Source organism: Buttiauxella gaviniae ATCC 51604 (genome assembly GCF_001654835.1).
Classification (GTDB): Bacteria; Pseudomonadota; Gammaproteobacteria; order Enterobacterales; family Enterobacteriaceae; genus Buttiauxella; species Buttiauxella gaviniae.
On record NZ_LXEP01000021.1, the window covers coordinates 17333 to 43474 of the forward strand.

Consider the following 26142-nt stretch of genomic DNA (forward strand, 5'->3'; position numbering starts at 1 on the left):
CCCTTTACCGCTACAGTTATTTGTCCATGCGCAAAGGAGAAGCTTATGCTGTATATCTTTGATTTAGGAAACGTCATCGTTGATATCGACTTCAACCGAGTAATGGGGGTTTGGAGCGATTACAGCCGTGTCCCGCTAGCGAATTTGCAGAAAAGCTTTGTAATGGGCGAGGCGTTTCAACGCCACGAGCGGGGGCAAATTAGCGACGAAGAATTTGCTGCTGCGATATGCGAAGAAATGGGCATGGCGTTGAGCTTTGATCAGTTTTCTGCAGGCTGGCAGGCTATCTTTGTTGGCTTACGTCCGGACGTTATCGCTGTCATGAACAAGCTTCGTGAACAGGGGCATCGTGTCGTAGTGCTCTCTAACACCAACCGTTTACACACTTATTTCTGGCCCGGTGAATATCCGCAAATCGCCGAGGCGGCAGATAAAATCTATCTGTCTCAGGAAATGGGAATGCGTAAACCCGACGCTGAGATCTATCAAAAACTCCTCGAAACGGAACGTTTTTCGGCAAGTGAAGCCGTCTTTTTTGACGACAACGCCGATAATATTAAAGGAGCTCAACAGGTGGGGATCACCAGCATTTTGGTGACCGGTAAAAACACGGTGCCCGATTATTTCTCAAAAAGCCTATGATAAAAGACGTTCATCGCAAAACGAGCAAGCACCTCAGGCCCTGTATCGCCTGGGGTAAATTGCTCTGGCATCGGATTGACCAGGACAATATGACCACGCTTGCAGGTAACCTTGCTTACGTGTCATTGCTCTCACTGGTGCCTTTGGTTGCGGTAGTGTTTGCGTTATTTGCAGCTTTCCCGATGTTTGCCGACGTTAGTATTCAACTGCGGCATTTTGTCTTCTCAAACTTTCTGCCCGCGACGGGCGATATCATCCAACGCTATATCGAACAGTTTGTTGCTAACTCCAACAAGATGACTGCTGTGGGGGCCTGTGGCCTTATTGTTACAGCATTGCTGCTGATGTATGCAGTGGATAGCGCACTAAATACTATCTGGCGCAGCACGCGCACCAGGCCAAAAATTTACTCGTTTGCCGTCTACTGGATGATTTTGACGCTAGGGCCGTTGCTGGCAGGTGCGAGTTTGGTGATAAGTTCGTATCTGCTTTCGCTGCGCTGGGTGACGGGCTTTAACAGCACGATTGATATTGTGTTGCGTATCTTCCCGTTGCTGCTCTCCTGGCTGTCATTCTGGATGTTATATAGCATCGTTCCAACTACTCGAGTCCCGGTGCGAGATGCACTGATTGGCTCGCTGGTGGCCGCTCTTTTATTTGAGCTTGGTAAGAAAGGTTTTGCCCTCTACATCACCATGTTTCCCTCTTACCAATTGATTTACGGCGTGTTAGCCGTGATCCCCATTTTATTTGTCTGGGTCTATTGGACCTGGTGTATCGTGTTGCTCGGCGCCGAAATTACTGTCACTCTCGGTGATTACCGCAAACTCCGTGTCGAAGCCCAGCAGGAAGAATTGGAAGAACCATGATTGCATTAATACAGCGTGTCACCCACGCTCGCGTCACCGTGGACGGTGAAGTGACGGGTGAAATTGGCCCGGGACTTTTAGTGTTATTGGGTGTCGAAAAAGAAGATAACGAACAGAAAGCGAATCGCCTTTGCGAACGTGTTTTGGGTTACCGCATTTTTGGCGATGAAAACGACAAGATGAACCTGAACGTTCAGCAAGCCGGTGGCAGCGTGCTGGTGGTGTCGCAGTTTACCCTCGCCGCTGATACCGAACGCGGCATGCGCCCGAGTTTTTCTTGTGGTGCAGCACCTGAGCTTGCTGAAGAGTTATATGAATACTTTGTTCAACGCTGTCGACAGCAGGGCATTGTTGCCGAAACAGGGCGCTTTGCCGCCGACATGAAAGTCAGCCTGACCAATGACGGCCCGGTGACGTTTTGGTTACAGGTCTGAATTCGCAGCCTTTACGGTCCCGCGTAACAAGAGAGAGTACATGTATGTATCACCTTCGCGTACCGCAAACCGAAGAAGAGCTTGAGCTCTATTACCAGTTTCGCTGGGAGATGCTACGTAAGCCGTTGCATCAACCCAAAGGTTCCGAGCGCGATGCCTGGGATGCCTTAGCTCACCACCAGATGGTGGTGGATGAAGAAGGCAATCCGGTCGCAATTGGCCGTTTGTACATCAATGCTGATAACGAAGCAGCGATCCGTTTTATGGCGGTTCACCCCTCGGTGCAAGACAAAGGCTTGGGTACGCTGGTGGCAATGACGCTGGAAACTGTCGCTCGCCAGGAAGGGGTTAAACGTGTTGTATGTAGCGCACGTGAAGATGCCGTCGAGTTTTTTGCCAAACTCGGTTTTGAGAACCAGGGTGAAATCACCACGCCTTCCACCACGCCTATCCGCCACTTTCTAATGATTAAACCGGTCGCCTCGCTCGATGACATTCTCCATCGCGCAGACTGGTGTGGGCAGTTACAGCAGGCCTGGTACGAACATATTCCGCTTAGCGAGAAGATGGGCGTGCGTATCTTGCAATACACTGGGCAGAAATTTATTACGACGATGCCTGAAGCGGGAAATCAAAATCCGCATCAAACCTTATTCGCAGGCAGCCTGTTTTCCCTTGCAACGCTTACCGGCTGGGGGCTGATTTGGCTGATGTTGCGTGAACGCCACCTTGGCGGCACGATTATTCTGGCTGATGCACATATCCGATATAGCAGCCCGATCACCGGAAGACCGGGAGCGATTGCTGACTTAGGCTCGTTGAGCGGCGATCTGGACCGTCTGGCGCGTGGCCGCAAGGCTCGCGTTGCATTGCAAGTTGAGCTTTACGGTGATGACACGCCTGGCGCTGTTTTTGAAGGTGTGTATCTGGTTCTCCCCGCGAAACCTTTTGGCCCGCTTGAAGAAGGCGGGAACGAAGAAGAATAGTTGAAGGGTAACCGCCCGGCGCTTATGCGCCGGGTACTTCCCCATTCTGCATGGTCTGCTGTACTTGTTTTCCGTCAGCGCTTGTGGCCTGTAATATCCCGTTCACCGTGGGTTTCAGTGGTGTTTGAGCTGCAATGTTGCCGGTCACTGAAAGCTGCAAATTACCGTTGCCTTCAAGCGGTAACGCTGGCCACCCCCATTGTTGCAACACATTTACTGGCACCGCGCGTCCGCGCAGGTTCATTGCCGCATTGCGTTGCGGAGCTTGCGAGATAGCGCCAGTTGCTTCCAGCATACCTTCACCAGCAAAAGCACTAAGTTCCGTAATAGATATCTGGCTGTCTGCCGCATTCAATGAAATGGATGGGCGGCGAACATCGACACGGTTAAACGTGGCGGCCGCGGCGTTCAGTGTGGCGTTTCCACTCCATATTCCCCACTGGTTATTGCGCACCACTTCGAGATTGCTCCCCGTGCCATCTAATGCGGTGAGCTGGAACGGGAAGGCGGGATCAATATCAATGATCAAATTACGGTTTGCCGACAGTTTTTTAATCGTCACCGTGTTTAACCATTGCGGCAATGGCTCTATCCAGTGTGCTTTCCAGTCGGCTGGCAGCGTATATTCCAGCCCGGCAAAAACCAGCTCATCCAGCGCCAGTTTTTTCTCGGTGCGTTGCCATTCGCCTGAGGCGCGAACCATGCCTCTTTCCCAACGGGAAGTGAACTGGCGAATCACAGCGGTTTGCGGGTTAAAATCGATATTCACGATAGGGTCATTTAGCTGCAACGCACCAATAATAAAATCACTGGCATTCATCGATAAACGCCCGTCATCGCTTTGCCAGCCACCTTTTGCCAGCGTCAGGTTGCGCAAACTCAGATCTAAATCGGTTATTGCCCAGTCTTTTCCTTCCATGCGCGCATCTGTCACCTCGAGGCTATCGATTTTCAGTGAAGGGACGCTGCCAAGAGGCGCCAGGAAATCGGTAATGGATTTATTGGTTTGTAGGCGGATATCGTTGAGCCGTAAGCTGCCGATCTGCCAGGAGCCATCCGCAAGGCGGTTTGCATTACCGGTGAGCGAGCCACGTGCAATATCTGCACCGATGGTTGATAGCGTCACCTGTTCGTTATTAATCGCACCTTGCAACAAGACGTTTGTAGCCGGGATTCCGTTGAGTGTCATGGAACCAGCGCTAAATTGAATATCAGCAGTATTACCCAGCACTTTACCTTGCTTTGGTTGCCACGGTATTACCCCCCCGTTGACGCGTTGAGCGTGCAGATCCCACCCAGTATTTGGGCTGTTGATTGCCATATCGCTCAATTGCAGCATATCGGACTGGAAGGGGAGCGAGGCAGCATCAGGGCTGATATTGAGCGTTCCGTTTTGCAGCACTATCGTGTCGACGTGCAAAGGCTCCGAAAACTGACGTGAGCTCAGGCCAATATCAATATTTTGCGCAAACAGGGTTGCTGGCTGGCCTTTGCGTCCGAAGGTGACGTTTGTCAGCGTGACATGAGTGGGCGATGCCCACTTGTGGTTGATCACTTCAAAAGAGAAATTGTAATCACTCTTCTCATTGACCCAACTACTGATCTGGGATGCTCCCCAACGAGTTTGAAGTAATAAATAAGCGGCTATAAGTGCCACTATTATGACAACCAATAAAGCTGTGATCAGCTTTCCTAGAAATTTCATTGTCTTCCATCCCATGAAGTTTCGGTAAGGGTGTTATGCCCCATTTACCGTTATAGCTCAAGGATGGGATTGTCAGGAGGGGTAACACGCGCTGGCGCTAACAAATAACCAGCGCGTGAAGTACATCAATTTTTTTCAGGTGGGAAAATCAGGTTTAAAACGATAGCGGTAATACCACCGGCAGCAATGCCAGATGAGAGCAAGGTTTTCAGCCAGTCAGGGGCGAACTGGAGAATAAGTGGCTGCTGAGAGACACCCATACCAACCGCGAGTGACAGGGCAATAATCATAATTGCGCGGCGATTCAGTGGCTCACGGGAGACAATACGCACACCGGATGCAGCGATCGTGCCGAACATTACGATAGTTGCGCCGCCTAAAACTGGCTCAGGAATGTGTTGTACAAACCCACTTACTGCCGGGAACAGGCCCAATAAAATCAGCATCAGCGCAACGACAAATCCAACATAACGGCTGGCCACACCCGTAAGCTGAATAACGCCATTGTTCTGTCCAAAGCAAGAGTTAGGGAAGGTGTTGAATACGGCTGAAACACAAGAGTTCAGGCCATTAGCCAGCACGCCGCCTTTCAGGCGCTTCATATACAATGGCCCAGAAACCGGTTGCTCAGAGACGTCAGATGTCGCCGTAATATCGCCAATGGTTTCAAGGGAGGTCACCATAAAGATCAGCATCAGCGGAATCAGTAGGTTCCAGTCAATGCCCAGGCCGTAGTAAAGCGGTGTTGGCACCATGATCAGGTCAGTATTGGTTGATGGCGCAACATCAGGCAGCATGCCCATTGCCCATGCGAGCGCGTAACCTACTGCCATGGCGATAACCAGCGAAGCCACGCGCAAGTACGGATTGCGCTGGCGATTCAGAAGAATGATGACCACTAATACTGCACCTGCCAGCAGCAGATTTTTCGGTGCGCCAAATGTATGGTCACTCATTGCACCATAGCCACCGCCAATAGATGTCAGGCCAACCTGAATTAAGGACAGACCTATAATCATCACAACTACACCAGAAACCAGCGGCGTGATAATGCGACGAGCAAGGTGAAGGAAGCGTGATAAAAGCATCTCGGTGCAGCTTGCGAGCATTAAGGTGCCAAAAAGTGCTGCCATCATGGTCGGAACATCAGCCCCGCCATTCTTTAATGCCATGCCACCCATAATTAGCGGTGCGACAAAGTTAAAACTGGTGCCCTGAATTGACAGAAGCCCAGAACCAACCGGGCCCCACGCTTTAATCTGGATAATTGATGCCACGCCTGATGCGAACAGGGACATACTGATAATGTGTTGGGTATCTTCTGCTGGAAGTCCCAGAGCCTGGCAAATCAACATCGCAGGTGTGATCACCGCAACAAACATTGCTAATAAATGCTGGCCAGCAGCGAACAGCGTTTGTGGGAGAGGTGGACGGTCCTCGAGGCGGTAAATCAACTCACTGGTACTAGCGTGGGCAATCGGTTGCGCATCTTCAGACTCAACAGCATTAACAGACATTAGAAATTATCCCCTGCCGAAAAAACGGTGATTTTAGCGGACTAAAGGCCAAAAGCAAACGTTTGCTAAGGGTGTTTCCTAAGATAAAAAGTGTATATGCCGAGCTTTTTATATAACTTTCGACTGTTTTTTGGTTAAAATCCAGCTGCTGACTTTTCTAGAACCTGAAATTCCAGTGAAGGATAAATTAAAAGCGTCTGTGAGAAATATGCGCAAACAGGAGCACTTCTATGTTTTATCTCGACACCCTTTCTACCCTTGTTGCTGCGACTCTCGTTTTATTACTGGGCCGAAAAATGGTCCACACCATACCGCTATTAAAAAAATACACTATCCCTGAACCCGTAGCGGGTGGACTCTTAATCGCCCTTGCCTTGCTGGTACTCAAAAAAAGTGTCGGTTGGGAATTTGAATTTGATATGAGCCTCAAAGATCCTTTGATGCTCGCCTTCTTTGCCACAATCGGCCTGAACGCCAACCTGTCCAGCTTGCGAGCGGGTGGCAAAGTTGTCGGTATTTTTCTGATTGTGGTGGTGGGTTTGCTGGTGATGCAAAACGCCATTGGTATCGGTATGGCGAGCCTGTTAGGTCTTGATCCGTTAATGGGATTACTGGCGGGTTCTATTACGTTATCGGGCGGGCATGGCACAGGTGCAGCCTGGAGTAAGCTGTTCACCGAGCGTTATGGTTTCCAGAATGCCACCGAAGTTGCTATGGCATGCGCAACCTTTGGTCTGGTGCTGGGCGGTTTGATTGGCGGGCCAGTGGCACGATATCTGGTCAAACACTCATCTACACCTGATGGCACACCTGAAGATAGCATTGACCCAACCGCTTTTGAGAAACCTGCGGTCGGGCGCATGATCACCTCTATGGTGTTGATTGAAACCATCGCGATGATTGCTATCTGCCTTACGGTTGGTAAGTTTGTCGGCCATCTCATACAAGGCACCAGCTTTGAATTGCCGACATTCGTTTGCGTGTTATTTGTTGGAGTTATTCTCAGCAACACCATGTCACTGCTCGGTTTCTATCGGGTATTTGAACGTGCGGTTTCCGTGTTAGGGAACGTCTGTTTGTCGCTGTTCCTCGCCATGGCGTTGATGAGCCTCAAGCTGTGGGAACTGGCTTCGCTGGCGTTGCCGATGCTGGCAATTTTGACCGTACAAACCATCTTTATGGCGTTGTATGCGATTTTCGTGACTTACCGTTTGATGGGGAAAAACTACGATGCGGCGGTTCTGGCTGCGGGGCATTGTGGTTTTGGCCTTGGGGCAACACCAACGGCGATCGCCAATATGCAGGCGATTACCGAGCGTTTTGGCCCGTCACATATGGCATTCCTGGTGGTGCCGATGGTCGGCGCGTTCTTTATTGATATCGTCAACGCGCTGGTCATCAAGATGTATTTGATGCTGCCAATCTTTGGCTAAACCATCAGGCGTTTGAATAGCGTTCCGTTTCAGGCATCCAGCGTTCAATGAGCGCGGTTGCCTGCTCGGGATAGCGTTCATGAATATGGCGCGCAAGGCGCTGTACTTCCGGGATCATCGCCTGGTCGCGCAATAGATCTGCTACTTTAAACTCGGCACTTCCCGTCTGGCGCGTGCCGAGTAATTCCCCCGGACCACGAATTTCCAAATCTTTCTGAGCAATGACGAAGCCATCGTTGCTATCGCGCAGTACCTGTAAACGCAGCTGTGCGGTTTTCGACAGTGGTGACTTGTAAAGCAACACACAGTGAGATGCAACCGCACCACGACCCACACGGCCACGAAGCTGATGGAGCTGCGCAAGACCCAGACGCTCAGGGTTTTCGATAATCATCAGGCTGGCATTTGGTACATCAACACCAACTTCAATAACCGTTGTCGCAACCAGCAGATGAATTGAGCCTTCTTTAAAAGCCTGCATCACAGCCTGCTTTTCCTGCGGCTTCATGCGGCCATGAACCAGGCCGACATTCAGATTAGGCAAGGCTATTTTTAGCTCATCCCACGTGACTTCAGCTGCCTGAGCTTCGAGCAGCTCAGATTCTTCAATCAACGTACAAACCCAGTACGCCTGACGGCCTTCATCACTGCAAGCTCCACGCACGCGGTCGATAATATCGTTGCGGCGTGAGTCTGGAATAGCGACGGTTGTTACCGGAGTACGGCCAGGTGGGAGTTCATCGATCGTAGATGTGTCTAAATCAGCGTAAGCCGTCATTGCCAGCGTGCGCGGAATCGGTGTAGCAGTCATGATGAGCTGATGCGGGTGGAAGCCCTGAATTTGGCCCTTTTCCCACAACGCCAGGCGTTGATGAACACCAAAGCGATGTTGTTCATCAATGATAACCAGTGCAAGTTGCGAGAACTGCACCTGTTCCTGGAAGATCGCGTGCGTTCCCACCACCATCGACACCTGACCGCTGGCGATCGCGTCCTGTTGAGCGATACGCGCTTTGCCTTTTTGCTTACCAGCAAGCCAGCCCACTTCAATGCCCAGCGGCGCAAACCACTGGCGGAAGTTATTAGCGTGCTGTTCTGCGAGTAGCTCAGTTGGAGCCATCAACCCCACCTGTTTCCCATGCGCGATAGCGCGTAGTGCGGCGAGGGCGGCAACCAAGGTTTTACCTGACCCAACATCACCCTGCACAAGGCGCATCATTGGCACATCCAGCGCTAAGTCGTGTTCGATTTCGGCCACAACGCGAGCCTGCGCACCAGTTGGTTTAAACGGCAGCGCAGCCAACAGGCGGTTTTTTAATTCGTCATGATCATGCAAAGGCAGCGCGTGATAACGCTGAGCACCTGCGCGCAGCGCGAGCATACTCAGATTATGCGCCAGCAACTCTTCAAGAATTAAGCGCTGTTGAGCCGGATGTTTCCCCGTCTCCAGATCGGCGAGCTGCATTGATGGAGGCGGACGATGTAGAGTGCGCAACGCTTCTGGCAAGCTCATCATTCCCTTGCTCAAATCAGCCGGGAGCAATTCAGCAATGGCGCAGGTATCGAGCAATTCCAGGGCCTGATCGGTCAGCTTGCGCAATGTTGCCTGGCGGATACCTTCCGTTGTGGGGTAAACCGGCGTCAGCGTTTCTTGTAGTTCTGGTGTGCTGAGGTCGCCCTGAATACGGTACTCTGGATGAATCATTTCCGCGCCATGTGCGCCGCGCTTTGCTTCGCCATAGGCAAGCACGCGTTTACCGGTCGCGAGGCTGTTTTTCATTGCAGCGTTGAAGTTGAAAAACCGCATCGTCAGGATGCCGGTGCCGTCAGAAATCTGGCAGGTCATCATACGGCGGCGGCCAAAACTGATATTGCAGTTCAGAACTTCACCTTCCACCGTGGCGTAAACGCCTGGCAGCAGGTCATTGATAGTGTAGAGATGGGTGCGGTCTTCGTAACGAAGCGGCAGGTGCAGAAGAAGATCCTGAATGGTGTACAGGCCAATTTTGGCCAGTTTACCGCTCTGGCTGGCGCCGACTCCGGCAAGCGTGCTTAACGGTATGGCATCCAGCAAACGGCCTTTCATCCAGCTACTCCGCAGATTGCATTGTGGCCCACCATGCGGCATCAGCTTCTATCTCACCTTGCTGATTCACATGTGGGTAGGGCAAACCTTTACGGCGGGAAACTCGCGCCAGTACAGGGTAGCCGCCTTCAAACAGCAGGCGCTGTTGTTCGGACTCTGGCAGGGTGCTGTTTTCGCGCTGATACATACCGGCATTCTGGCGTTGACGCTGTGCTTCATAAAGAATAAGTGCGGAAGCAACGGACACATTGAGCGATTGCACCATCCCGATCATCGGAATAATGATGTCCTGGTCTGCCAGCGCTAACGCTTCCCTGGTGATACCTGTTTTTTCCTGCCCCATCAAAATACAGGTCGGGCGGGTGTAATCAATTTCGCGGAAATCGACGGCTTTATCAGAAAGGTTGGTGGCGAGGATTTGCATCCCGCTGCTTTTTAGATGACTAACTGCATCGCCAATATCGCGGTGCGTTTTAACTTCAACCCAGGAGTTACTTCCCGCAGCAGCAGAAGCCATAGTGCGCATTCGGTTACCCGGCCAGACTGCGTGAACTTCATGTACACCCACTGCATCTGCGGTGCGAATAATCGCCGAGACGTTATGAGGTTTATGGACTTGCTCCATGCAGACGGTCAAGTCAGGCTGACGCCTGGCGAGCATCTCGCAAATACGCGCATAACGTTGAGGATTCATAACACTAGTTTCGGTTGCGGGTAACTTTGATGACATCCGGCATCACGCGGATTTTGCGCATAATATTAGCCAGATGAACACGATCGCGGGCAGACATACGGATAAACGCGCTATAGACGCGACCATCTTTTTCTTCTGTATTCAGGCTGTGGATATTTGAGCCTGCTGTGTTGATAGCCGCCGTCAGATTTGCCAGTGCACCCTGATGGTTGAACATATCTACTTTGATTTCAGTGAGGAACTCTTGCTCAGTTTCCTTATCCCATTCCACCGCCATAAACTTCTCGGCTTCTTTCTGGTAGCCACGAATATTACGGCAAGACTCATGGTGGATAACCAACCCTTTACCAGGGCTGACGTGAGCAACTATCGGGTCGCCAGGAATGGGGCGGCAACACTTAGCAAAAGTAATCAGCACGCCGTCTGCGCCTTTGATAGGCAGATGGCTATGCGGCAGAGCATTCGCCTGCAAAGACGCTTGTGATTCTCCTTGCAGGTTTTTCGCGACAACCACACTCATGGCGTTACCCAAACCAATTTCAGCCAGCAAATCATCAAGCGTGGCGAGTTTCATGCGCTCAAGCTCACGTTGGATATTTTCTGGCGGAACTTCGGCAAGCTTGCGGCTACCACCTAACGCATGGTTAAGCAGGCGGCGTCCGAGGCTAACAGAGTCATCACGCTTCAGGTTTTTCAGCATCTGGCGGATTTTGGCGCGAGCTTTTGAGCTCACCACAAAGTTCAGCCAGGCAGCATTCGGGCGAGCGCCCGGTGCGGTAATGATTTCGATTGTCTGGCCGCTCGCGAGCGACTGAGACAGCGGATAGGGTTGTCTGTCGACACGAGCACCAACGCATGCGTGGCCGATATCGGTATGTACGGCATAGGCGAAATCGACAGGTGTCGCACCAGCCGGTAATTCGACAATGCGCCCTTCCGGAGTGAAAACGTAAATCTCATCCGGGAACAGATCGGATTTTACGCTCTCGATAAATTCAAATGAGCTACCGGCACTTTGCTGTAATTCCAGCAGGCTTTGCATCCAGCGCTGGGCACGGATTTGCGCTGTAGTGCCACTTTCACCTTGCTCTTTATAAGCCCAGTGAGCGGCAACACCCATTTCTGCCATCTGGTCCATATCTTCGGTACGGATTTGCACTTCAACCGGCACACCGTGTGGGCCAATCATTGAAGTATGCAGGGACTGATATCCGTTCGCTTTTGGAATGGCGATATAGTCTTTAACCCGGCCCGGACGTGGTTTGTAGAGGCTATGCATCTGCCCAAGAACGCGGTAACAGGTATCCATGTCGTGAACAATTACGCGGAAGGCGTAAATATCCATAATCGAGTGGAAACGCTGCTCTTTGAGCGTCATTTTGCAGTAAATAGAATAAAGGTGTTTTTCGCGACCGCTGACACGGCAAGGAATGCCCGCTTCTTGTAAACGCCCATCGATTTCAGAGAGGATTTTTTGAATCATCTCTTTGCGGTTACCGCGCGCTGCTTTAACCACTTCTTTAATGACGCGGTAACGGTTCGGGTAAAGCGCTTCAAAGCCCAGCTCTTCCAGTTCGGTTTTCAGATGATGAATACCAAGACGGTGCGCCAGAGGGCTATAAATTTCGAGGGTTTCGCGAGCAATACGTCGACGCTTATCAGGGCGCAAAGCCCCAAGAGTGCGCATGTTATGCGTACGGTCGGCGAGTTTGATCAGAATGACGCGGATGTCTTGCACCATCGCCATGATCATTTTGCGGAAGTTTTCAGCCTGAGCTTCTTTCTTATCGCGGAATTTCAGTTTGTCGAGCTTAGATACCCCTTCCACCAGTTCGGCAACGCTTTTGCCAAACAGTTGTTCCATATCCTGGTAGGTGGCTGGGGTGTCTTCGATCACATCATGCAGTAGTGCAGCCATCAGTGTTTCATAGTCGAGTTTCATCTCGGCCAGAATGCAGGCTACAGCGACAGGATGGGTGATATAGGGTTCACCGCTTGAACGTGCTTGTCCCTCGTGAGCATCACGCGCAACAAGGTATGCTTGCCGAAGTCGCTTAATCTGCTCCTCGGGCAAGTATGGTTGAATCAGTTGATTCAGACTTTCAAACAGATACAAGGGCTACCCGCAGGCTAATTAACGACGACCTTCAGCAATAGCGGTAACAGCCTGCAGTTCTGCGGCTTCCTGCTCTTGCTGTTCCTGGCGATCACGAACATCGAGAATCTGGTTGGTGATCAACCCTTCTTCGATTTCGCGCAGTGCGATTACAGTCGTTTTATCGTTTTCTTCAGGCACTAGTGGATCTTTACCACCAGTTTGCATCTGACGAGCGCGACGTGCGGCGACCAGAACCAGGTCAAAACGGTTACCAATTTTCTCAACAGCGTCCTGAACAGTTACGCGTGCCATAATTAAAATGCTCCACAGATGAAGAAATGACTGGGCATGATACTGAAACTGGGCTCAGTCTGCCAATAGTTTGCTGATTAAAGCGTCATGTCGCGCTTTTTGGCGACCCATTCGTAGACGCTCGGCACGAATGATAATTTTTAAATCTGACAGTGCGGTGTCAAAATCGTCGTTGACGATTAAATAGTCATACTCCGCGTAGTGGCTCATTTCTGCAACAGCTTGTTCCATTCGCTTAGTGATAACTTCTTCACTGTCTTGCCCACGGCCACGAAGGCGACGGTCCAGCTCATCTTTTGACGGCGGCAGGATAAAAATACTGCGGGCGTGCGGCATTTTCTGACGAATCTGCTTCGCGCCTTGCCAGTCAATATCCAAAAACACATCCACACCTGTAGCCAGAACTTGCTCAATGGCATGGCGAGAAGTGCCGTAGTAATTACCAAACACTTCCGCGTGTTCAAGGAACGCGTCTTCAGCAATCATCTGCTTAAACACTTCCTTTTCCACAAAGAAATAGTGCTCGCCATGTTTCTCTCCCGGACGAATACCACGAGTGGTATGGGAGATAGAAACTTGCGTGTCATACAGCGGTTGTGTCTTTAACAAAGCCTGGATGAGGCTGGATTTCCCCGCGCCACTTGGGGCGGAAACGATATAAAGCGTGCCTTGAGCCATGAGTTCTAACTTATTCGGTAAGCATAAAAAGAAGTGCGTATACGGGCCTATTATACACGCCGTCTACGTGTCACGGAGAATTTGTCGCACTCCCCAGCAATATTTCTGCCATTTTGCGCAAGGATTTCCAAAAACATGCCGTATTACTGCAATACATTAAAAATCTCTGAAAGCCCTTCGCATCCTTTTTAAAACCCAATCGCACAGCTTGTTTTTGAGCGTTATACCTGACTTTGCTTCTACACGGAGGGTCATATGAGGTGGATAACAAAGTTTATCGGGTTTCTGGGGATGTTCAGCGCAATGGCATCAGCATCATGTCCGGTCTGGTCATCTGAGCAAGCCCAGCAGGAGATGGCGATATTGAAAGAAAAGCTTGGGGAATGGGATCAAGCCTATTATCAACAAGGTGTCAGTATCGTCAGTGATGCTACATACGATGGCCTACGTAACCAGTTCAATAATTGGCAGCGTTGCTTTAGCCCGACAAAAGAACCTCAACAGCCTGGGTTATTCACACACGGCAAAGCGCTTCATCCCGTTGCTCATACTGGCGTTAAAAAACTTCCCGACAGGACAGCCGTTGCGTTGTGGGTAAAAGGCAAAACCGATCTCTGGGTACAGCCGAAAGTGGATGGTGTGGCGATGACATTGGTTTATCGCCAGGGTCACCTCGTTCAACTTCTGAGCCGGGGTGATGGTGAAAAAGGGCAGGATTGGACAGTAAAAGCCAAAATGATTCCTGACATCCCTCAAACTCTTATCGGCCCACTTGCCAATAGTGTGCTGCAGGGTGAGATCTTCTGGAAAAGGGATAATCACGTACAGAAAACAATGGGCAGCATTAACGCCCGAGGAAAAGCTGCTGGCGCTATGATGCGCAAGGGGGAGCCTGCTTTACTCAAAGAGTTGGGGATCTTTATATGGGCCTGGCCCGACGGCCCAACGCAAATGAACCAGAAAATCGAAGTACTTGCTCAGGCCGGTTTCCCGCTGACTAAAACCTGGTCAAAGTCCGTTAATTCTATGGATGAGATATCGAAGCAGCGCGAGTCATGGTTTACGACCCCACTACCCTTTGCGACAGATGGCGTTGTTATCCGAGAAGGGGTTGAACCAACTGGAAAGCTTTGGGCTCCGGGAAAGGCTTCATGGGTGGTTGCATGGAAATATCCGCCATTACAGCAAATTGCTGAAGTTAAAAGCGTCCAGTTTGCTGTGGGGCGTACAGGCAAAGTCTCCGTTGTACTTAATCTGCATCCTTTACAGATTGATGATAAACAGGTTAAACGAGTCAACATCGGTTCAGTTAGAAAATGGCAGGCGTTGGATATTGCCGCAGGCGATCAGATAATGGTGAGCCTTGCCGGGCAGGGAATTCCTCGTTTTGACGAGGTTGTGTGGCGAGTTAATCCGCGTAATAAACCGCAACCACCATCCGAAAAAAAGAACACGACGCTGAGCTGCCTCTATTTTGAGAGCTGGTGTCGCGAGCAGTTTATTGCACGTCTTACGTGGTTAAGCTCTCCTGAAATACTAAATATCAACGGAGTTAGTGTACGTTCCTGGCAGCAGCTCCAACAAAATCTCAACATGGAACATATCTTTTCTTGGTTGGCAGTCACTCAAAATGATTTGTCTCAGATTAGTGATTATTCTGTGGCGAGGACGGCACATCTTTGGCAGCAATTCTCGCAAGCCCGGCAGCAACCATTCAGGCAGTGGCTGCTGGCATTTGGCTTGCCGCTACCAAGGGCAGTACTCACCACAATGCCCGATTCACAATGGTCACATTTGGTTGCCAGGGATGAGCTTAGTTGGCAAAAGCTGCCGGGAGTAGGTCCTATAAGGGCAAAAAAGCTGGTGGAGTTTGTGAATCATCCCCAAATAGCTGGGCTAGTGGCATTTCTGGCACAGCAAGGAATTCGGGGATTTATTGATCAGTGATCTGCATGTTTGTAGTGGAAAACCGGTAATCCAAGGCGTAGACGTAATGCCAGCAAACGTGTCGTGAATCCGAAGATAAGTGTGGAAATGATCACCACGTCCTGGTTCGAAACATAGTGCTGCAAAACGATGTAAAGCACTGCTGAGGCGAAAGCGATGCCAGCATATAGCTCTTTCTGGAAAACCAGTGGGATACGTTTACAGAACATATCGCGCAGGACACCACCAAATACGCCGGTCACTACGGCTGCAATAATGGCGATGATTGGGCCTTCACCCATATCCAAGGCGATTTGTGCACCGATGATAGAGAAAACAACCAATCCGAGCGCGTCGAGAACCAGGAAAAGGCGGCGAAGATGAGGCATCACAGGAGCAAACACGGTGGTGAGTACAGCGGCAACGGCCACAATCACGACGTATTCAGGGTGTTTCACCCAGCCTAACGGGTAGTGCCCAAGCAGAATATCACGCACAGACCCACCGCCAAGTGCAGTAGCTGTCGCAATAATGATGACACCGAAAGTATCCATGCGGCGGCGGCCTGCAGCGAGTGCGCCGGTCATTGCTTCGGCGGTAATCCCGACCAAATAAAGAATGTGTAATAGCATTGATACCTCCAGTGGAAACGCTGAGAGGGTAACGTTTTGTGAACAATATCACGATTGAGTTTTTTTAAAGCGAAGCGGTTTTGATTATATTTACTAATGCGTAATCGTGTTTTTTAGCAGTGAGGTAGGGGTGTTCTGTGGTTTATGTATTTAAAGAGAATTATTTAAATTGATGAATTAGGTCGTTTGAATGACAAAGCCCGCATAGTGCGGGCTTAGAAAGACAATGTGAACATCACTCGATGTTCTGAATCTGCTCACGCATCTGTTCAATCAGCACTTTCAGTTCAATCGCTGAATTGGTGACATCTGAATTAATAGATTTTGAGGCAAGGGTATTCGACTCGCGATTGAATTCTTGCATCATAAAGTCGAGGCGGCGGCCAACGGCTTCTTTTTTCTTCAGAATGTTGTACGTTTCTTTGACGTGAGCTTCCAGACGATCCAGCTCTTCAGCAACGTCGACACGCTGAGCCATCAGCACAAGCTCTTGCTCAAGGCGATTATTTTCAAGCTGAACCTGGGCATCTTCCAGTTTTGCAATCAGGCGTTCACGTTGCCATTTCAAAACTTCAGGCATCTGCGCGCGAACATTGACGACCTCAGCACTGACACCTTGCAGACGTTGCTCAATCATCGCTTTCAGAGCTTCGCCTTCGGTTTCGCGGGCAACAATAAAGTCGTCCAGCGCACCATCAAGGGCTGCAAGAATTTCAGCGGTGATGGCGTCGAGATCTTGTTCTTGTGCTGACATCACACCAGGCCAGCGCAAAATATCGACCGGATTGATTTCGCCTTCATCGCTTTGCATTTTGACCCAGTTGGCCGCTTCTACCAGCTGTTTAGCCAGTTTTTCATTGAGCAACAAAGAAGTTTGTGAGCGGGCATCAGGTTCGAAACGCAGGTTACATTCTACTTTTCCGCGGGTTAAGCGAGTGCGAATACGTTCGCGTGCCACAGGTTCGAGGCTACGGAACTGCTCCGGCATGCGAATGTAAGTTTCGAGATAACGTTGGTTTACTGAACGTAACTCCCAGGAGGCGCTGCCCCATTCGCCTTTAACTTCACGTCGGGCATAGGCGGTCATACTGCGGATCATATTTCGTAACCGTATTGCGTAATAGATGTGGGGATTATAGCTATGCCAGGACTTGCATGATAGGAATAAGCGAGCGAAGTCCGTATAATGCGCAGCCACATTCGTTTTAGCCGGAGATAACCCCATGCGTCCATCAGGTCGTAGCGCCGAACAAGTGCGCACAGTCACCCTGACCCGTAATTACACCAAACACGCAGAAGGCTCCGTGCTGGTCGAGTTTGGCGATACCAAAGTACTTTGCACCGCCACTGTTGAAGAAGGCGTTCCGCGTTTTCTGAAAGGCCAGGGCCAGGGTTGGATCACCGCAGAATACGGTATGTTGCCTCGTGCAACTCATACGCGTAACTTCCGTGAAGCAGCAAAAGGTAAGCAGGGCGGTCGTACTCTTGAGATTCAGCGCCTGATTGCTCGCTCGCTTCGTGCAGCAGTAGATTTGAAGGTTCTCGGTGAATACACCATCACGCTGGACTGCGATGTTCTGCAGGCTGACGGTGGTACTCGTACAGCTTCAATCACCGGTGCTTGTGTTGCTCTGGCTGACGCATTGAACAAGCTGGTTGCCGCAGGTAAGCTGAAAACCAACCCGATGAAAGGGATGGTAGCTGCAGTCTCAGTTGGTATCGTTAATGGTGCTGCTGTTTGCGATCTGGAATATGTTGAAGATTCTGCTGCAGAAACCGACATGAACGTCGTGATGATGGAAGATGGCCGAATGATTGAGGTTCAAGGCACCGCTGAAGGCGAGCCGTTCACCCATGAAGAGCTACTGGCGCTACTGGCGCTGGCCCGAGGGGGAATTGAATCTATCGTAACGGCGCAGAAGGCGGCGTTAGAAAATTGATTTTAGGCGACTCTGAGAGTCGCCTTTTTTATACCCGTCATACTTCAAGCTGCATCGTAGTTGGCAGTATTCGCTTGCCGTGATGTAGCTCGAATTGTTTTGGGTAAATATATAAATGAAATTTATAGGAGCAAATCCATGAAACCGTATCAGCGCCAGTTTATTGAGTTTGCGCTTAACAAGCAGGTACTTAAGTTTGGCGAGTTCACGCTGAAATCCGGGCGTACCAGTCCTTATTTCTTCAATGCCGGGCTGTTCAATACCGGGCGCGACCTGGCACTGTTGGGCCGTTTTTATGCTGCAGCGTTAGTGGATTCCGGGATTGAGTTTGATTTGCTGTTTGGGCCGGCTTACAAAGGGATTCCAATCGCGACGACTACCGCCGTTGCGTTGGCCGAACATCACGAGCTTGATCTGCCATATTGCTTTAACCGCAAAGAAGCCAAAGACCATGGTGAAGGTGGCAATCTGGTTGGTAGCGCGCTGCAAGGGCGTGTAATGCTGGTGGATGATGTTATCACCGCAGGTACCGCAATTCGTGAGTCCATGGAAATTATTGCCGCTAATGATGCATCACTGGCTGGCGTGCTCATTTCTCTGGACCGCCAGGAACGTGGCCGTGGCGAGATATCAGCGATTCAGGAAGTTGAGCGTGATTACCAATGCAAAGTGATTTCAATCATCACTCTGAAAGACTTGGTTGAATACCTGGAAGAAAAACCTGAGATGGCTGTGCATTTAGCGGCTGTACAGGAATACCGTACTCAGTACGGTGTTTAAGAAAAAGGGCCTTTAAAGGCCCTTTTCAATTACTGAAGCTGGGAGGCAACCAGTGGCCATCGGATATCAAAATCACCGGTAGGTAGATAGCGGAATTCGCTACGTACAAAACGCGATAGCGTCCCTTCGCAAAATGCCAGAAGCTGGCTTGCTAGCAGCGATTCATCGGTAACAAACCCTTCGCCTTCACGCATCTTCTTTTCTCGCATCACCTGGCGCAATTGCACTTCAATACGCTCAAAGAGCTGGTTGATGCGGCCTTGCAAGCGGTCTTGTTCAAACATCAAAGCATGGCCGGTGAGAATACGTGTAAGGCCAGGGTTGCGTTCGCCAAACCCGAGAATCAGTAGAACAATCAAACGTAACCGAGAGTGTGTGTCTTTCTCATCTTTCAAAATGAGATTGATACGGGTAATTAGACTGTCTTCAATAAACTCGATAAGACTATCGAACATCTTTGTTTTGCTAGGAAAATGTCGATAAAGCGCAGCTTCGGAAACGCCAACAGTCGCCGCGAGCTTAGCGGTGGTGATTCGTTGGCTTCCATCACTGGATTCAAGCATTTGGGCCAGAGACTGAAGTATTTCTTCGCGACGATTCCGTTTCGCAGCTTGTTTTTCTGCCATGTTCTAAAATACCCCTGAAATAACGCACTTGTCAGGCAAGTAGCCACACAGCGCTCGCAAACTTAAAGTTTGCGGTTTTTTCACATTTTTTACGCTGTGGGGTTACGTTTATAAACGAAGTTACTGGCGACCAGAATGGCCGAAACCGCCTTCGCCTCGGTCACTGGAGTCGAAATCTTCAACCAGATTGAATTCAGCTTGAACGACAGGCACAAACACCATTTGTGCAATGCGTTCGCCGGGTTCAATGGTGAAGTGGTCTTGTCCACGGTTCCACACGGAAACCATTAACTGACCCTGGTAATCAGAGTCTATCAGCCCGACAAGATTGCCTAACACTACGCCATGCTTATGACCAAGTCCTGAACGAGGCAAAATGACTGCTGCCAGAGATGGATCGGCGATATGGATAGCCAGCCCGGTTGGAATAAGCTTAGTTACACCTGGAGCAAGCTCTACGGCCTCATCCAGACAGGCACGTAGGTCAAGACCTGCGGAGCCGGAAGTTGCATAAGTCGGCAGCGGGAACTGTTGGCCAACGCGTGGGTCCAGAATCTTAACGTCGATTTTTTTCATCATAACGGGTAACTATCTCGTTCAGTAAAAGATGGCCAAGGAGTTCCTTACGCTCAAGAGGTAAGACTTTATCTCCATCCTGCCAGAAAAGGTGCAATGCATTGTTTTCGCTGTTAAATCCCTGACCTTCTTGTGAAACATCGTTCGCACAAATCAGATCGAGGTTTTTACTCACGCGTTTTTGCCTGGCGTATTCTTCCACATTATTTGTTTCGGCGGCAAACCCAACAACATAAGGACGATGAGTTAAAAGCGCTGCGACACCGGCGACAATATCCGGGTTTTTTATCATTTTTATTGTGATTTCATCGCCTTGCTTTTTGATTTTTTCTTCAGCAACTGCGGCGGCACGATAGTCTGCAACAGCCGCACAGCCAACAAAAATTTGCTGCCCCTGGACATGTTGTTGAACCGTGGCTTCCATTTCGAGGGCCGTGGTGACATCAATGCGTTTTACCCATGGTGGGGTTGGCAAAGAAACAGGGCCGGAAATTAATGTCACATTTGCACCACGTGCTGCCGCTGCAGCCGCAATTGCGAAGCCCATTTTTCCCGAGCTATCGTTGGTGATGTAACGCACCGGGTCCAGGCGTTCACGAGTTGGGCCTGCGGTAATCATGACATTAAGATGTTGCAGATCTTTGATGACAGTAAAATGTTGCGCGGCCATCTCAACAATCGCTAATGGGTCGAGCATACGGCCAGGACCGATATCGCCACAGGCTTGGCTGCCGCTATCAGGCCCCCAGATCAATAGGCCGCGCGTAGATAAAACCTCAAGATTGTGCTGAGTTGCTGTAGCCCGATACATTTGTTGGTTCATGGCTGGCAAAACGGCAACGGGTGCGGGTGTCGCAAGGCAAATTGTGCTTACCAGGTCATTTGCCATCCCTGCGGTAATGCGAGCAATTAAATCAGCTGTCGCTGGTGCAAGAATAACTAAATCAGCCCATTTGCCTAATTCGATATGCCCCATAGCCGCTTCTGCTGCGGGATCTAACAAGCTATCTGATACGGGATAACCTGAAACGGCTTGTAAACTCAGTGGTGTAATAAAGGCTTTGGCGGCCTCAGTCATTACTACCCGAACCTCAGCGCCGCGTTCGCGCAGACGGCGTACCAGTTCTGGCGTTTTGTAAGCAGCGATACCGCCACTCACACCCAGAACAATTTTTTTGCCAGCAAGCCCAATCATGATTTTTCCACCAGAAGTCACAGTCATCTAAATATTTTACCACACTCATTCGGTATCGACTTTTTGCAGTTTGCGAGACATCCCGCATGGAGAATATCTGCGAGTCGTGTGCATTGCTCGAGTTGTGCTAAATAGTGATAACGAAGGGCAGGGAGGTTCTGATGGACGAATCATTGAGGCAAGACAAAGCGGATATGCCGCGGGAAAAGCTTTTGAAATTTGGGGCTAGCTCATTATCTGATGTGGAATTACTGGCACTTTTTTTACGCACTGGCTGCAGAAACATGAATGTCATGGTATTTGCGCAAAGCATACTGCATCAGTTTGGGTCGTTAAGTCGGCTGCTGTCGGCTGATTATTCGCAATTTAAGGATGTGAAAGGTATTGGGAGCGCAAAATACACCCAGTTGAATGCCATTGCTGAGCTGGCGAGGCGTTATTACTATTCGCGAGGTGTTGAGGAGCTAACGCTCAAGGGGCCTGATTCCGTAAGGGATTTCATCCAAAGCCAACTGACCACTGCAGAGCGTGAGATCTTTATGGTTATTTTTTTGGATAATCAGCATCGGGTGATTAAACATTGCCCTATGTTTTCGGGAACATTGAACCATGTTGAGGTTCATCCGAGAGAAATTGTGCGTGAAGCGATGAAATCCAATGCAGCGGCGTTAATACTCGCGCATAATCACCCGTCTGGTCGAGCAGAACCGAGTAAAGCTGATCGTGTTATTACTGAACGTATCGTAAAAGCTTGCCTGTTTATGGAAATTCAAGTGCTCGATCACCTTGTTATTGGCCGTGGAGAGTACGTTTCTTTTGCCGAACGTGGGTGGATTTAAGACGAATTGCGCGATCCTTGGGGATCTTTGTCTGTTCGGGACTTGAGCACATGCGTTAGGCAGCGTATACTACGCCACCTTTGAGAATCTCGGGTTTTGGCATTATGCGCCTGGAACTGTGGTTCACATTGAACCGCCAGGGACCAGGCTTGCGGCCTGACGAGGCGCCATAACCCTATACGAAGCTCGAGCTAATTTGATTTTTGGAGAATAGACATGTCCCGAGTCTGCCAAGTTACTGGCAAGCGTCCGGTGACCGGTAATAACCGTTCCCACGCAATGAACGCGACCAAACGCCGTTTCCTGCCGAACCTGCACTCTCACCGTTTTTGGGTTGAGAGCGAGAAGCGTTTTGTCACACTGCGTGTATCTGCTAAAGGTATGCGTGTAATTGATAAGAAGGGTATCGAAACGGTCTTGGCCGATATGCGTACCCGTGGCGAGAAGTACTAAGAGGAACTAAGTCATGGCTAAAGGTGTTCGCGAGAAGATCAAGCTGGTTTCTTCTGCTGGTACTGGTCACTTCTATACCACCACGAAGAACAAGCGTACTAAGCCGGAAAAATTGGAATTGAAAAAATTCGATCCAGTTGTCCGTCAACACGTACTGTACAAAGAAGCTAAAATTAAATAATTTTAGTGTCTTTGATGAAAACCTCGCTTCGGCGGGGTTTTTTTGTTTTAGGACTTAGAGTGCGGAGGATTTATGCCTGAGTTACCTGAAGTAGAAACCAGCCGACGTGGTATAGAGCCGCATCTGGTTGGTGAAACCATCTTGCATGCTGTCGTGCGTAATGGTCGACTGCGTTGGCCTGTCTCTGATGAAATCCATGCTCTGAGTGATAAACCCGTTTTAAGTGTGCAGCGTCGCGCTAAATACTTGCTGCTCGAACTTCCCGATGGCTGGATTATTATCCATCTTGGCATGTCGGGTAGCCTGCGCATTCTTCCTGAAGATTATCCTGCTGAAAAACACGATCACGTCGATTTGGTGATGAGTAACGGTAAAGTCCTGCGCTATACAGATCCACGCCGCTTTGGCGCGTGGCTGTGGGCGAAAGAGCTTGAAGGTAGCAATGTGCTGGCACATCTTGGCCCAGAGCCACTGAGCGACGAGTTTTCGGCTGATTATCTGCGTGAAAAATCCGCGAAAAAGAAAATCGCCATTAAGCCGTGGCTGATGGATAACAAGCTTGTGGTGGGAGTGGGTAATATTTACGCCAGCGAATCGCTGTTTGCTGCGGGGATCCATCCGGATAGAGCTGCGCAGTCATTGTCTCAAACAGAATGTGATTTACTGGTTAAGACGATTAAAGCAGTGCTGCTTCGCTCGATTGAGCAAGGTGGTACGACACTTAAAGATTTTCTGCAGTCTGATGGTAAGCCAGGCTATTTCGCTCAGGAATTACAGGTTTACGGACGGGCAGGTGAACCATGCAGGGTTTGTGGTGCACCAATTATTATCAGCAAGCATGGGCAGCGCAGTACTTTTTATTGCCGCCACTGCCAGCATTAATTATCACCCGTCATCATGCAACTCGAATGCTATTGAGGCTGATTGATTTTTTTCAGTAACGCTTTGCAAACTGCTTTCGGCAGGAAGTGTGCAACATCACCATGATGGCGGGCGACTTCTTTTACCAGCGATGAAGAGACAAAAGACCAGTCCTTCGACGGCATCAGGAATACGCTTTCAAGCTCTGGCATTAAATGACGGTTCATATGAGCCAGCTGCATCTCATATTCAAAATCTGCCGCTGTGCGTAGCCCACGGACCAGGACATTCGCCTGCTGGGTCTTCGCAAAGTTCGCCATCAGATCGCTAAACCCAACCACTTCAACATTCGGCAAATGTGCTGTAACACCTTGCGCGAGCTGAACTCTTTCTTCCAGTGTGAAGAGGGTTTTTTTATGCGGGCTGTTCGCAATCGCCAGAATCAGAGTATCGAACATCATCGCACCGCGAGTCACGATGTCCAGATGACCATTGGTAATGGGATCAAACGTGCCCGGGTAAATCGCTCGGGTGGTCATAGAGGTTTGTTTTCCGTGTAGCTTTGATTCAGTGCCCAGAGTTCAGCGTACTTGTTAAACGTGTATTGTGCATTGACGACCGCAAGTAACCAGCCCTGCTTCCCATCGAGAAAACCAGCACGCAACAACAGAGTTTTACAAAATGCTCCGAAGGTGTGACCAAAAATACCTGCAATAGAGACTCGTTTGCCGCGTTGATGACGCTCTTGCGCCCAAGCGGTCGCATAATTTAACTGTTTGCGTTGGAAGCTTGCGAAATCACGGCAGGTCAAATGGAGCAAATCCCCTTTAAGTGGGACAACCTTTGTGCCGGGTGCTTCTAGAGATTCATGAACCTGATTGTCATTATAGCTATAGCGCGAACGGGCATAGAGGCGAGTCACACGATCGGGATACCAACCGCTGTGGCGCATAAAGCGTCCGAGGAATAGGTTGCGGCGTGCAATGCTGTAAACAGTATCTTGCTGAGGATTTTCTAGTACCGCTTTGAGTGTGCTGGCCAGTTCGGGTGTGACGCGCTCATCGGTATCGATCATCAAAATATAATCGTGGCTGGCGTAGCTCTGTGCGAGCTGACGTTGTTTGCCAAAGCCCTGCCAGTCTTCATTAATGAAAACCTTTGCACCTGCCTGAAGGGCTATCTCGACGGTAGAATCGGTACTTCCTGAATCCAGCAACACCACCTCATCTGCCCATGAAACTGAAGCCAGGCATTCTGGCAATACGTCTGCCGCATTTTTAGCGATCATCACGACGGACAAACGATTGGGCATTAATGGCTCCGTTGCGGCAGATACGGTTGCAGTAATTGTAACAAGCGCTGCAGTGCGCCTTGATTCTGGTGAAGCACTTCAACTGCATGGCGACCGTAGTAAAGACGATAATCTTCATCAGTCAGCAAAGTGGTGATTTCATTGACCAATGAGTTGGCATCGGTGACGGTAATCAGCCCATCAGCATTCTGCAATCTGGCGCAAATGTCTTTGAAATTGAAGGTGTGCGGGCCCATTAAGACCGGAATTGCATGAGCAGACGGTTCCAGCGGGTTATGGCCTCCACGCTCAACCAGGCTGCCGCCAACAAAGGCGAGATCGGCAATCCCGTACAGCATCATCAGTTCGCCCATCGTATCGCCAATCACCACTTGCGTGCTGTTGGACGGTTTTTCTCCGCTGCTGCGCATGATGTAACTGAAACCAGCTTTCTGAGCCATATCCCGTGCGTCTTTAAAGCGTTCCGGATGGCGCGGGACAAGAATGAGTAATAAATCAGGGAATTTGGCCAGCAACTGGCGGTGGGCATCAAGAATGATGCTCTCTTCGCCATCATGGGTGCTGGTAGCAATCCAAACTTTGCGATGCGGGGCCCACTGGCGGCGTAACGTAATCGCGCGCGCGGCAAGCTCTGGAGTCACAGAGATATCAAATTTTAGGCTGCCGGTTACAGTCAGTTGCGAGCGTTTCAATCCTAGTTCGATGAAACGTCCGCCATCTTCTTCATTCTGCGCGGCGATGAGGGTAATTTTGCTCATCAGACGGCGCGTAAATTTACCCAGTTTTTTATATCCATTTGCCGAACGGGCAGAGAGACGGGCATTGGCAATGACCAACGGGATTTTACGCTTATGTAATTCGTTGATCATGTTTGGCCACAGCTCGGTTTCCATCACGATGACCAATTTCGGGCGCACGGTGTTGAAAAAGCGCTTCATGGCGCAGGGGAGATCGTAAGGCAAATAGACGTGATGCACGTTTTGCCCAAACGCCGACTGAGCGCGTTCAGAGCCGGTAGGGGTCATCGTGGTGACGGTAATCGGAATCGTTGGGTAACGATGGCGTAGGGCTCGCACCAACGGAATTGCCGCCAGTGTCTCACCTACCGAAACTGAATGCAGAAGAATACCATCGGGCTCCACTTTTCCACGGCAATAACCGTAGCGTTCCGCCCAGCGTTTACGATACGCGGGAGCTTTACGGCTACGGAGTAATAGTCGCAGCCACACAAGGGGCTGGATAAGGTAGAACAGGGCGGTATACAACGATTCCAAGCGAATTTTCCGTATTTTCATTATCGGCGGGCAAATTCTAAGCATTCGGGAAGCTTAAAGCTATCCCTTTGCTGAGCACTGCGTGGTTAATGA

General features: G+C 50.1%; 27 protein-coding genes. 12 read left to right on the top strand and 15 right to left on the bottom strand.

The window, feature by feature from the left end; translation table 11 throughout:
* The first annotated feature begins 45 nt into the window (after positions 1-45).
* Genes yihX through fabY form a run of 4 tightly spaced genes read left to right on the top strand, consistent with a single transcriptional unit; the run spans position 46 to position 2931 of the window.
* Positions 46-642 (top strand): glucose-1-phosphatase, encoded by a 597-nt coding sequence (gene yihX / locus M977_RS11165; RefSeq protein ID WP_064514964.1) that lies wholly within the window; start codon positions 46-48, stop codon positions 640-642.
* Positions 639-1511, top strand: coding sequence for a virulence factor BrkB family protein (locus M977_RS11170; RefSeq protein ID WP_064514966.1), 873 nt, complete (start codon positions 639-641; stop codon positions 1509-1511). Before yihX ends, M977_RS11170 begins: the two co-directional genes overlap by 4 nt.
* The gene (gene dtd, locus M977_RS11175) at positions 1508-1945 is read left to right on the top strand and encodes a D-aminoacyl-tRNA deacylase (RefSeq protein WP_064514968.1); all 438 of its coding nucleotides are present in this window, start codon (positions 1508-1510) and stop codon (positions 1943-1945) included. Before M977_RS11170 ends, dtd begins: the two co-directional genes overlap by 4 nt.
* Positions 1946-1989: 44 nt before the next feature.
* A complete protein-coding gene (gene fabY, locus M977_RS11180) occupies positions 1990-2931 on the top strand; it encodes a fatty acid biosynthesis protein FabY (protein ID WP_064514971.1) in 942 nt (313 codons plus the stop codon).
* 22 nt (positions 2932-2953) lie between these two features.
* On the opposite strand, the gene M977_RS11185 is transcribed toward fabY, so the two are convergent.
* Both M977_RS11185 and M977_RS11190 read right to left on the bottom strand, forming a co-directional pair.
* Complete coding sequence (locus M977_RS11185) at positions 2954-4636, bottom strand: AsmA family protein (RefSeq protein WP_064514973.1); 1683 nt, start codon at positions 4634-4636, stop codon at positions 2954-2956.
* Between the two features lie 125 nt (positions 4637-4761).
* Positions 4762-6153, bottom strand: a complete 1392-nt coding sequence (locus M977_RS11190; RefSeq protein WP_064514975.1) for a nucleobase:cation symporter-2 family protein — start codon at positions 6151-6153, stop codon at positions 4762-4764.
* A gap of 230 nt (positions 6154-6383) precedes the next feature.
* Between M977_RS11190 and gltS the strand changes: the two genes are divergently transcribed.
* Entirely contained in the window at positions 6384-7586 is a 1203-nt protein-coding gene (gene gltS, locus M977_RS11195; protein WP_064514977.1) for a sodium/glutamate symporter, read from the top strand.
* A gap of 4 nt (positions 7587-7590) precedes the next feature.
* Here gltS and recG read toward each other — a convergent pair whose 3' ends face one another.
* The 5 genes from recG to gmk are packed head-to-tail and all read right to left on the bottom strand — an operon-like array spanning position 7591 to position 13454.
* On the bottom strand, positions 7591-9672 hold the full coding sequence (gene recG / locus M977_RS11200; RefSeq protein WP_064514979.1) for an ATP-dependent DNA helicase RecG: 2082 nt from the start codon (positions 9670-9672) through the stop codon (positions 7591-7593).
* Positions 9673-9676: 4 nt separating this feature from the next.
* A complete protein-coding gene (gene trmH, locus M977_RS11205) occupies positions 9677-10366 on the bottom strand; it encodes a tRNA (guanosine(18)-2'-O)-methyltransferase TrmH (protein WP_064514980.1) in 690 nt (229 codons plus the stop codon).
* 4 nt (positions 10367-10370) lie between these two features.
* A complete protein-coding gene (gene spoT, locus M977_RS11210) occupies positions 10371-12482 on the bottom strand; it encodes a bifunctional GTP diphosphokinase/guanosine-3',5'-bis pyrophosphate 3'-pyrophosphohydrolase (RefSeq protein WP_064514982.1) in 2112 nt (703 codons plus the stop codon).
* Positions 12483-12500: 18 nt separating this feature from the next.
* Complete coding sequence (rpoZ, locus tag M977_RS11215) at positions 12501-12776, bottom strand: DNA-directed RNA polymerase subunit omega (protein ID WP_034461476.1); 276 nt, start codon at positions 12774-12776, stop codon at positions 12501-12503.
* Between the two features lie 54 nt (positions 12777-12830).
* Entirely contained in the window at positions 12831-13454 is a 624-nt protein-coding gene (gene gmk, locus M977_RS11220) for a guanylate kinase (protein ID WP_064514985.1), read from the bottom strand.
* A 255-nt stretch (positions 13455-13709) separates the two neighbouring features.
* Between gmk and ligB the strand changes: the two genes are divergently transcribed.
* Complete coding sequence (gene ligB / locus M977_RS11225) at positions 13710-15401, top strand: NAD-dependent DNA ligase LigB (protein WP_064514987.1); 1692 nt, start codon at positions 13710-13712, stop codon at positions 15399-15401.
* Here the strand turns inward: ligB and M977_RS11230 are convergent.
* Together M977_RS11230 and M977_RS11235 are read right to left on the bottom strand one after the other, a co-directional pair.
* Complete coding sequence (locus M977_RS11230; protein WP_034461473.1) at positions 15395-16012, bottom strand: trimeric intracellular cation channel family protein; 618 nt, start codon at positions 16010-16012, stop codon at positions 15395-15397. The two genes, ligB and M977_RS11230, sit on opposite strands and share 7 nt — an antisense overlap.
* 235 nt (positions 16013-16247) lie before the next feature.
* Complete coding sequence (locus M977_RS11235) at positions 16248-17111, bottom strand: YicC/YloC family endoribonuclease (protein WP_064514990.1); 864 nt, start codon at positions 17109-17111, stop codon at positions 16248-16250.
* Between the two features lie 124 nt (positions 17112-17235).
* On the opposite strand from M977_RS11235, the gene rph reads away from it, so the two are divergent.
* A complete protein-coding gene (gene rph, locus M977_RS11240) occupies positions 17236-17952 on the top strand; it encodes a ribonuclease PH (protein WP_064514992.1) in 717 nt (238 codons plus the stop codon).
* Positions 17953-18090: 138 nt separating this feature from the next.
* Positions 18091-18732, top strand: coding sequence for an orotate phosphoribosyltransferase (gene pyrE / locus M977_RS11245; RefSeq protein WP_064514994.1), 642 nt, complete (start codon positions 18091-18093; stop codon positions 18730-18732).
* Between the two features lie 29 nt (positions 18733-18761).
* Here the strand turns inward: pyrE and slmA are convergent, their stop codons facing one another.
* The 3 genes from slmA to coaBC all read right to left on the bottom strand — a co-directional run bounded on the left by slmA (position 18762) and on the right by coaBC (position 21126).
* The gene (gene slmA, locus M977_RS11250; protein ID WP_064514996.1) at positions 18762-19358 is read right to left on the bottom strand and encodes a nucleoid occlusion factor SlmA; all 597 of its coding nucleotides are present in this window, start codon (positions 19356-19358) and stop codon (positions 18762-18764) included.
* 120 nt (positions 19359-19478) lie between these two features.
* The gene (dut, locus tag M977_RS11255) at positions 19479-19937 is read right to left on the bottom strand and encodes a dUTP diphosphatase (RefSeq protein ID WP_064514998.1); all 459 of its coding nucleotides are present in this window, start codon (positions 19935-19937) and stop codon (positions 19479-19481) included.
* Positions 19915-21126: a bifunctional phosphopantothenoylcysteine decarboxylase/phosphopantothenate--cysteine ligase CoaBC gene (gene coaBC / locus M977_RS11260; RefSeq protein WP_157092066.1), complete on the bottom strand. Its 1212-nt coding sequence runs from the start codon at positions 21124-21126 to the stop codon at positions 19915-19917. Before coaBC ends, dut begins: the two co-directional genes overlap by 23 nt.
* Positions 21127-21290: 164 nt before the next feature.
* Between coaBC and radC the strand changes: the two genes are divergently transcribed.
* From radC to mutM, 4 genes are all read left to right on the top strand, one after another.
* Positions 21291-21968 (top strand): RadC family protein, encoded by a 678-nt coding sequence (gene radC / locus M977_RS11265; protein WP_064515002.1) that lies wholly within the window; start codon positions 21291-21293, stop codon positions 21966-21968.
* A gap of 216 nt (positions 21969-22184) precedes the next feature.
* Entirely contained in the window at positions 22185-22421 is a 237-nt protein-coding gene (gene rpmB, locus M977_RS11270; RefSeq protein ID WP_034461465.1) for a 50S ribosomal protein L28, read from the top strand.
* Positions 22422-22434: 13 nt separating this feature from the next.
* Entirely contained in the window at positions 22435-22602 is a 168-nt protein-coding gene (gene rpmG, locus M977_RS11275; RefSeq protein ID WP_002208990.1) for a 50S ribosomal protein L33, read from the top strand.
* A 72-nt stretch (positions 22603-22674) separates the two neighbouring features.
* Positions 22675-23484, top strand: a complete 810-nt coding sequence (gene mutM, locus M977_RS11280; protein WP_064515004.1) for a bifunctional DNA-formamidopyrimidine glycosylase/DNA-(apurinic or apyrimidinic site) lyase — start codon at positions 22675-22677, stop codon at positions 23482-23484.
* A gap of 29 nt (positions 23485-23513) precedes the next feature.
* Here the strand turns inward: mutM and coaD are convergent, their stop codons facing one another.
* The 3 genes from coaD to waaA are packed head-to-tail and all read right to left on the bottom strand — an operon-like array spanning position 23514 to position 26049.
* Positions 23514-24002 (bottom strand): pantetheine-phosphate adenylyltransferase, encoded by a 489-nt coding sequence (gene coaD / locus M977_RS11285; protein ID WP_064515006.1) that lies wholly within the window; start codon positions 24000-24002, stop codon positions 23514-23516.
* On the bottom strand, positions 23999-24775 hold the full coding sequence (locus M977_RS11290) for a glycosyltransferase family 2 protein (protein ID WP_064515008.1): 777 nt from the start codon (positions 24773-24775) through the stop codon (positions 23999-24001). Before M977_RS11290 ends, coaD begins: the two co-directional genes overlap by 4 nt.
* Positions 24775-26049, bottom strand: a complete 1275-nt coding sequence (waaA, locus tag M977_RS11295) for a lipid IV(A) 3-deoxy-D-manno-octulosonic acid transferase (protein ID WP_064515010.1) — start codon at positions 26047-26049, stop codon at positions 24775-24777. Before waaA ends, M977_RS11290 begins: the two co-directional genes overlap by 1 nt.
* Positions 26050-26142: the final 93 nt, after the last annotated feature.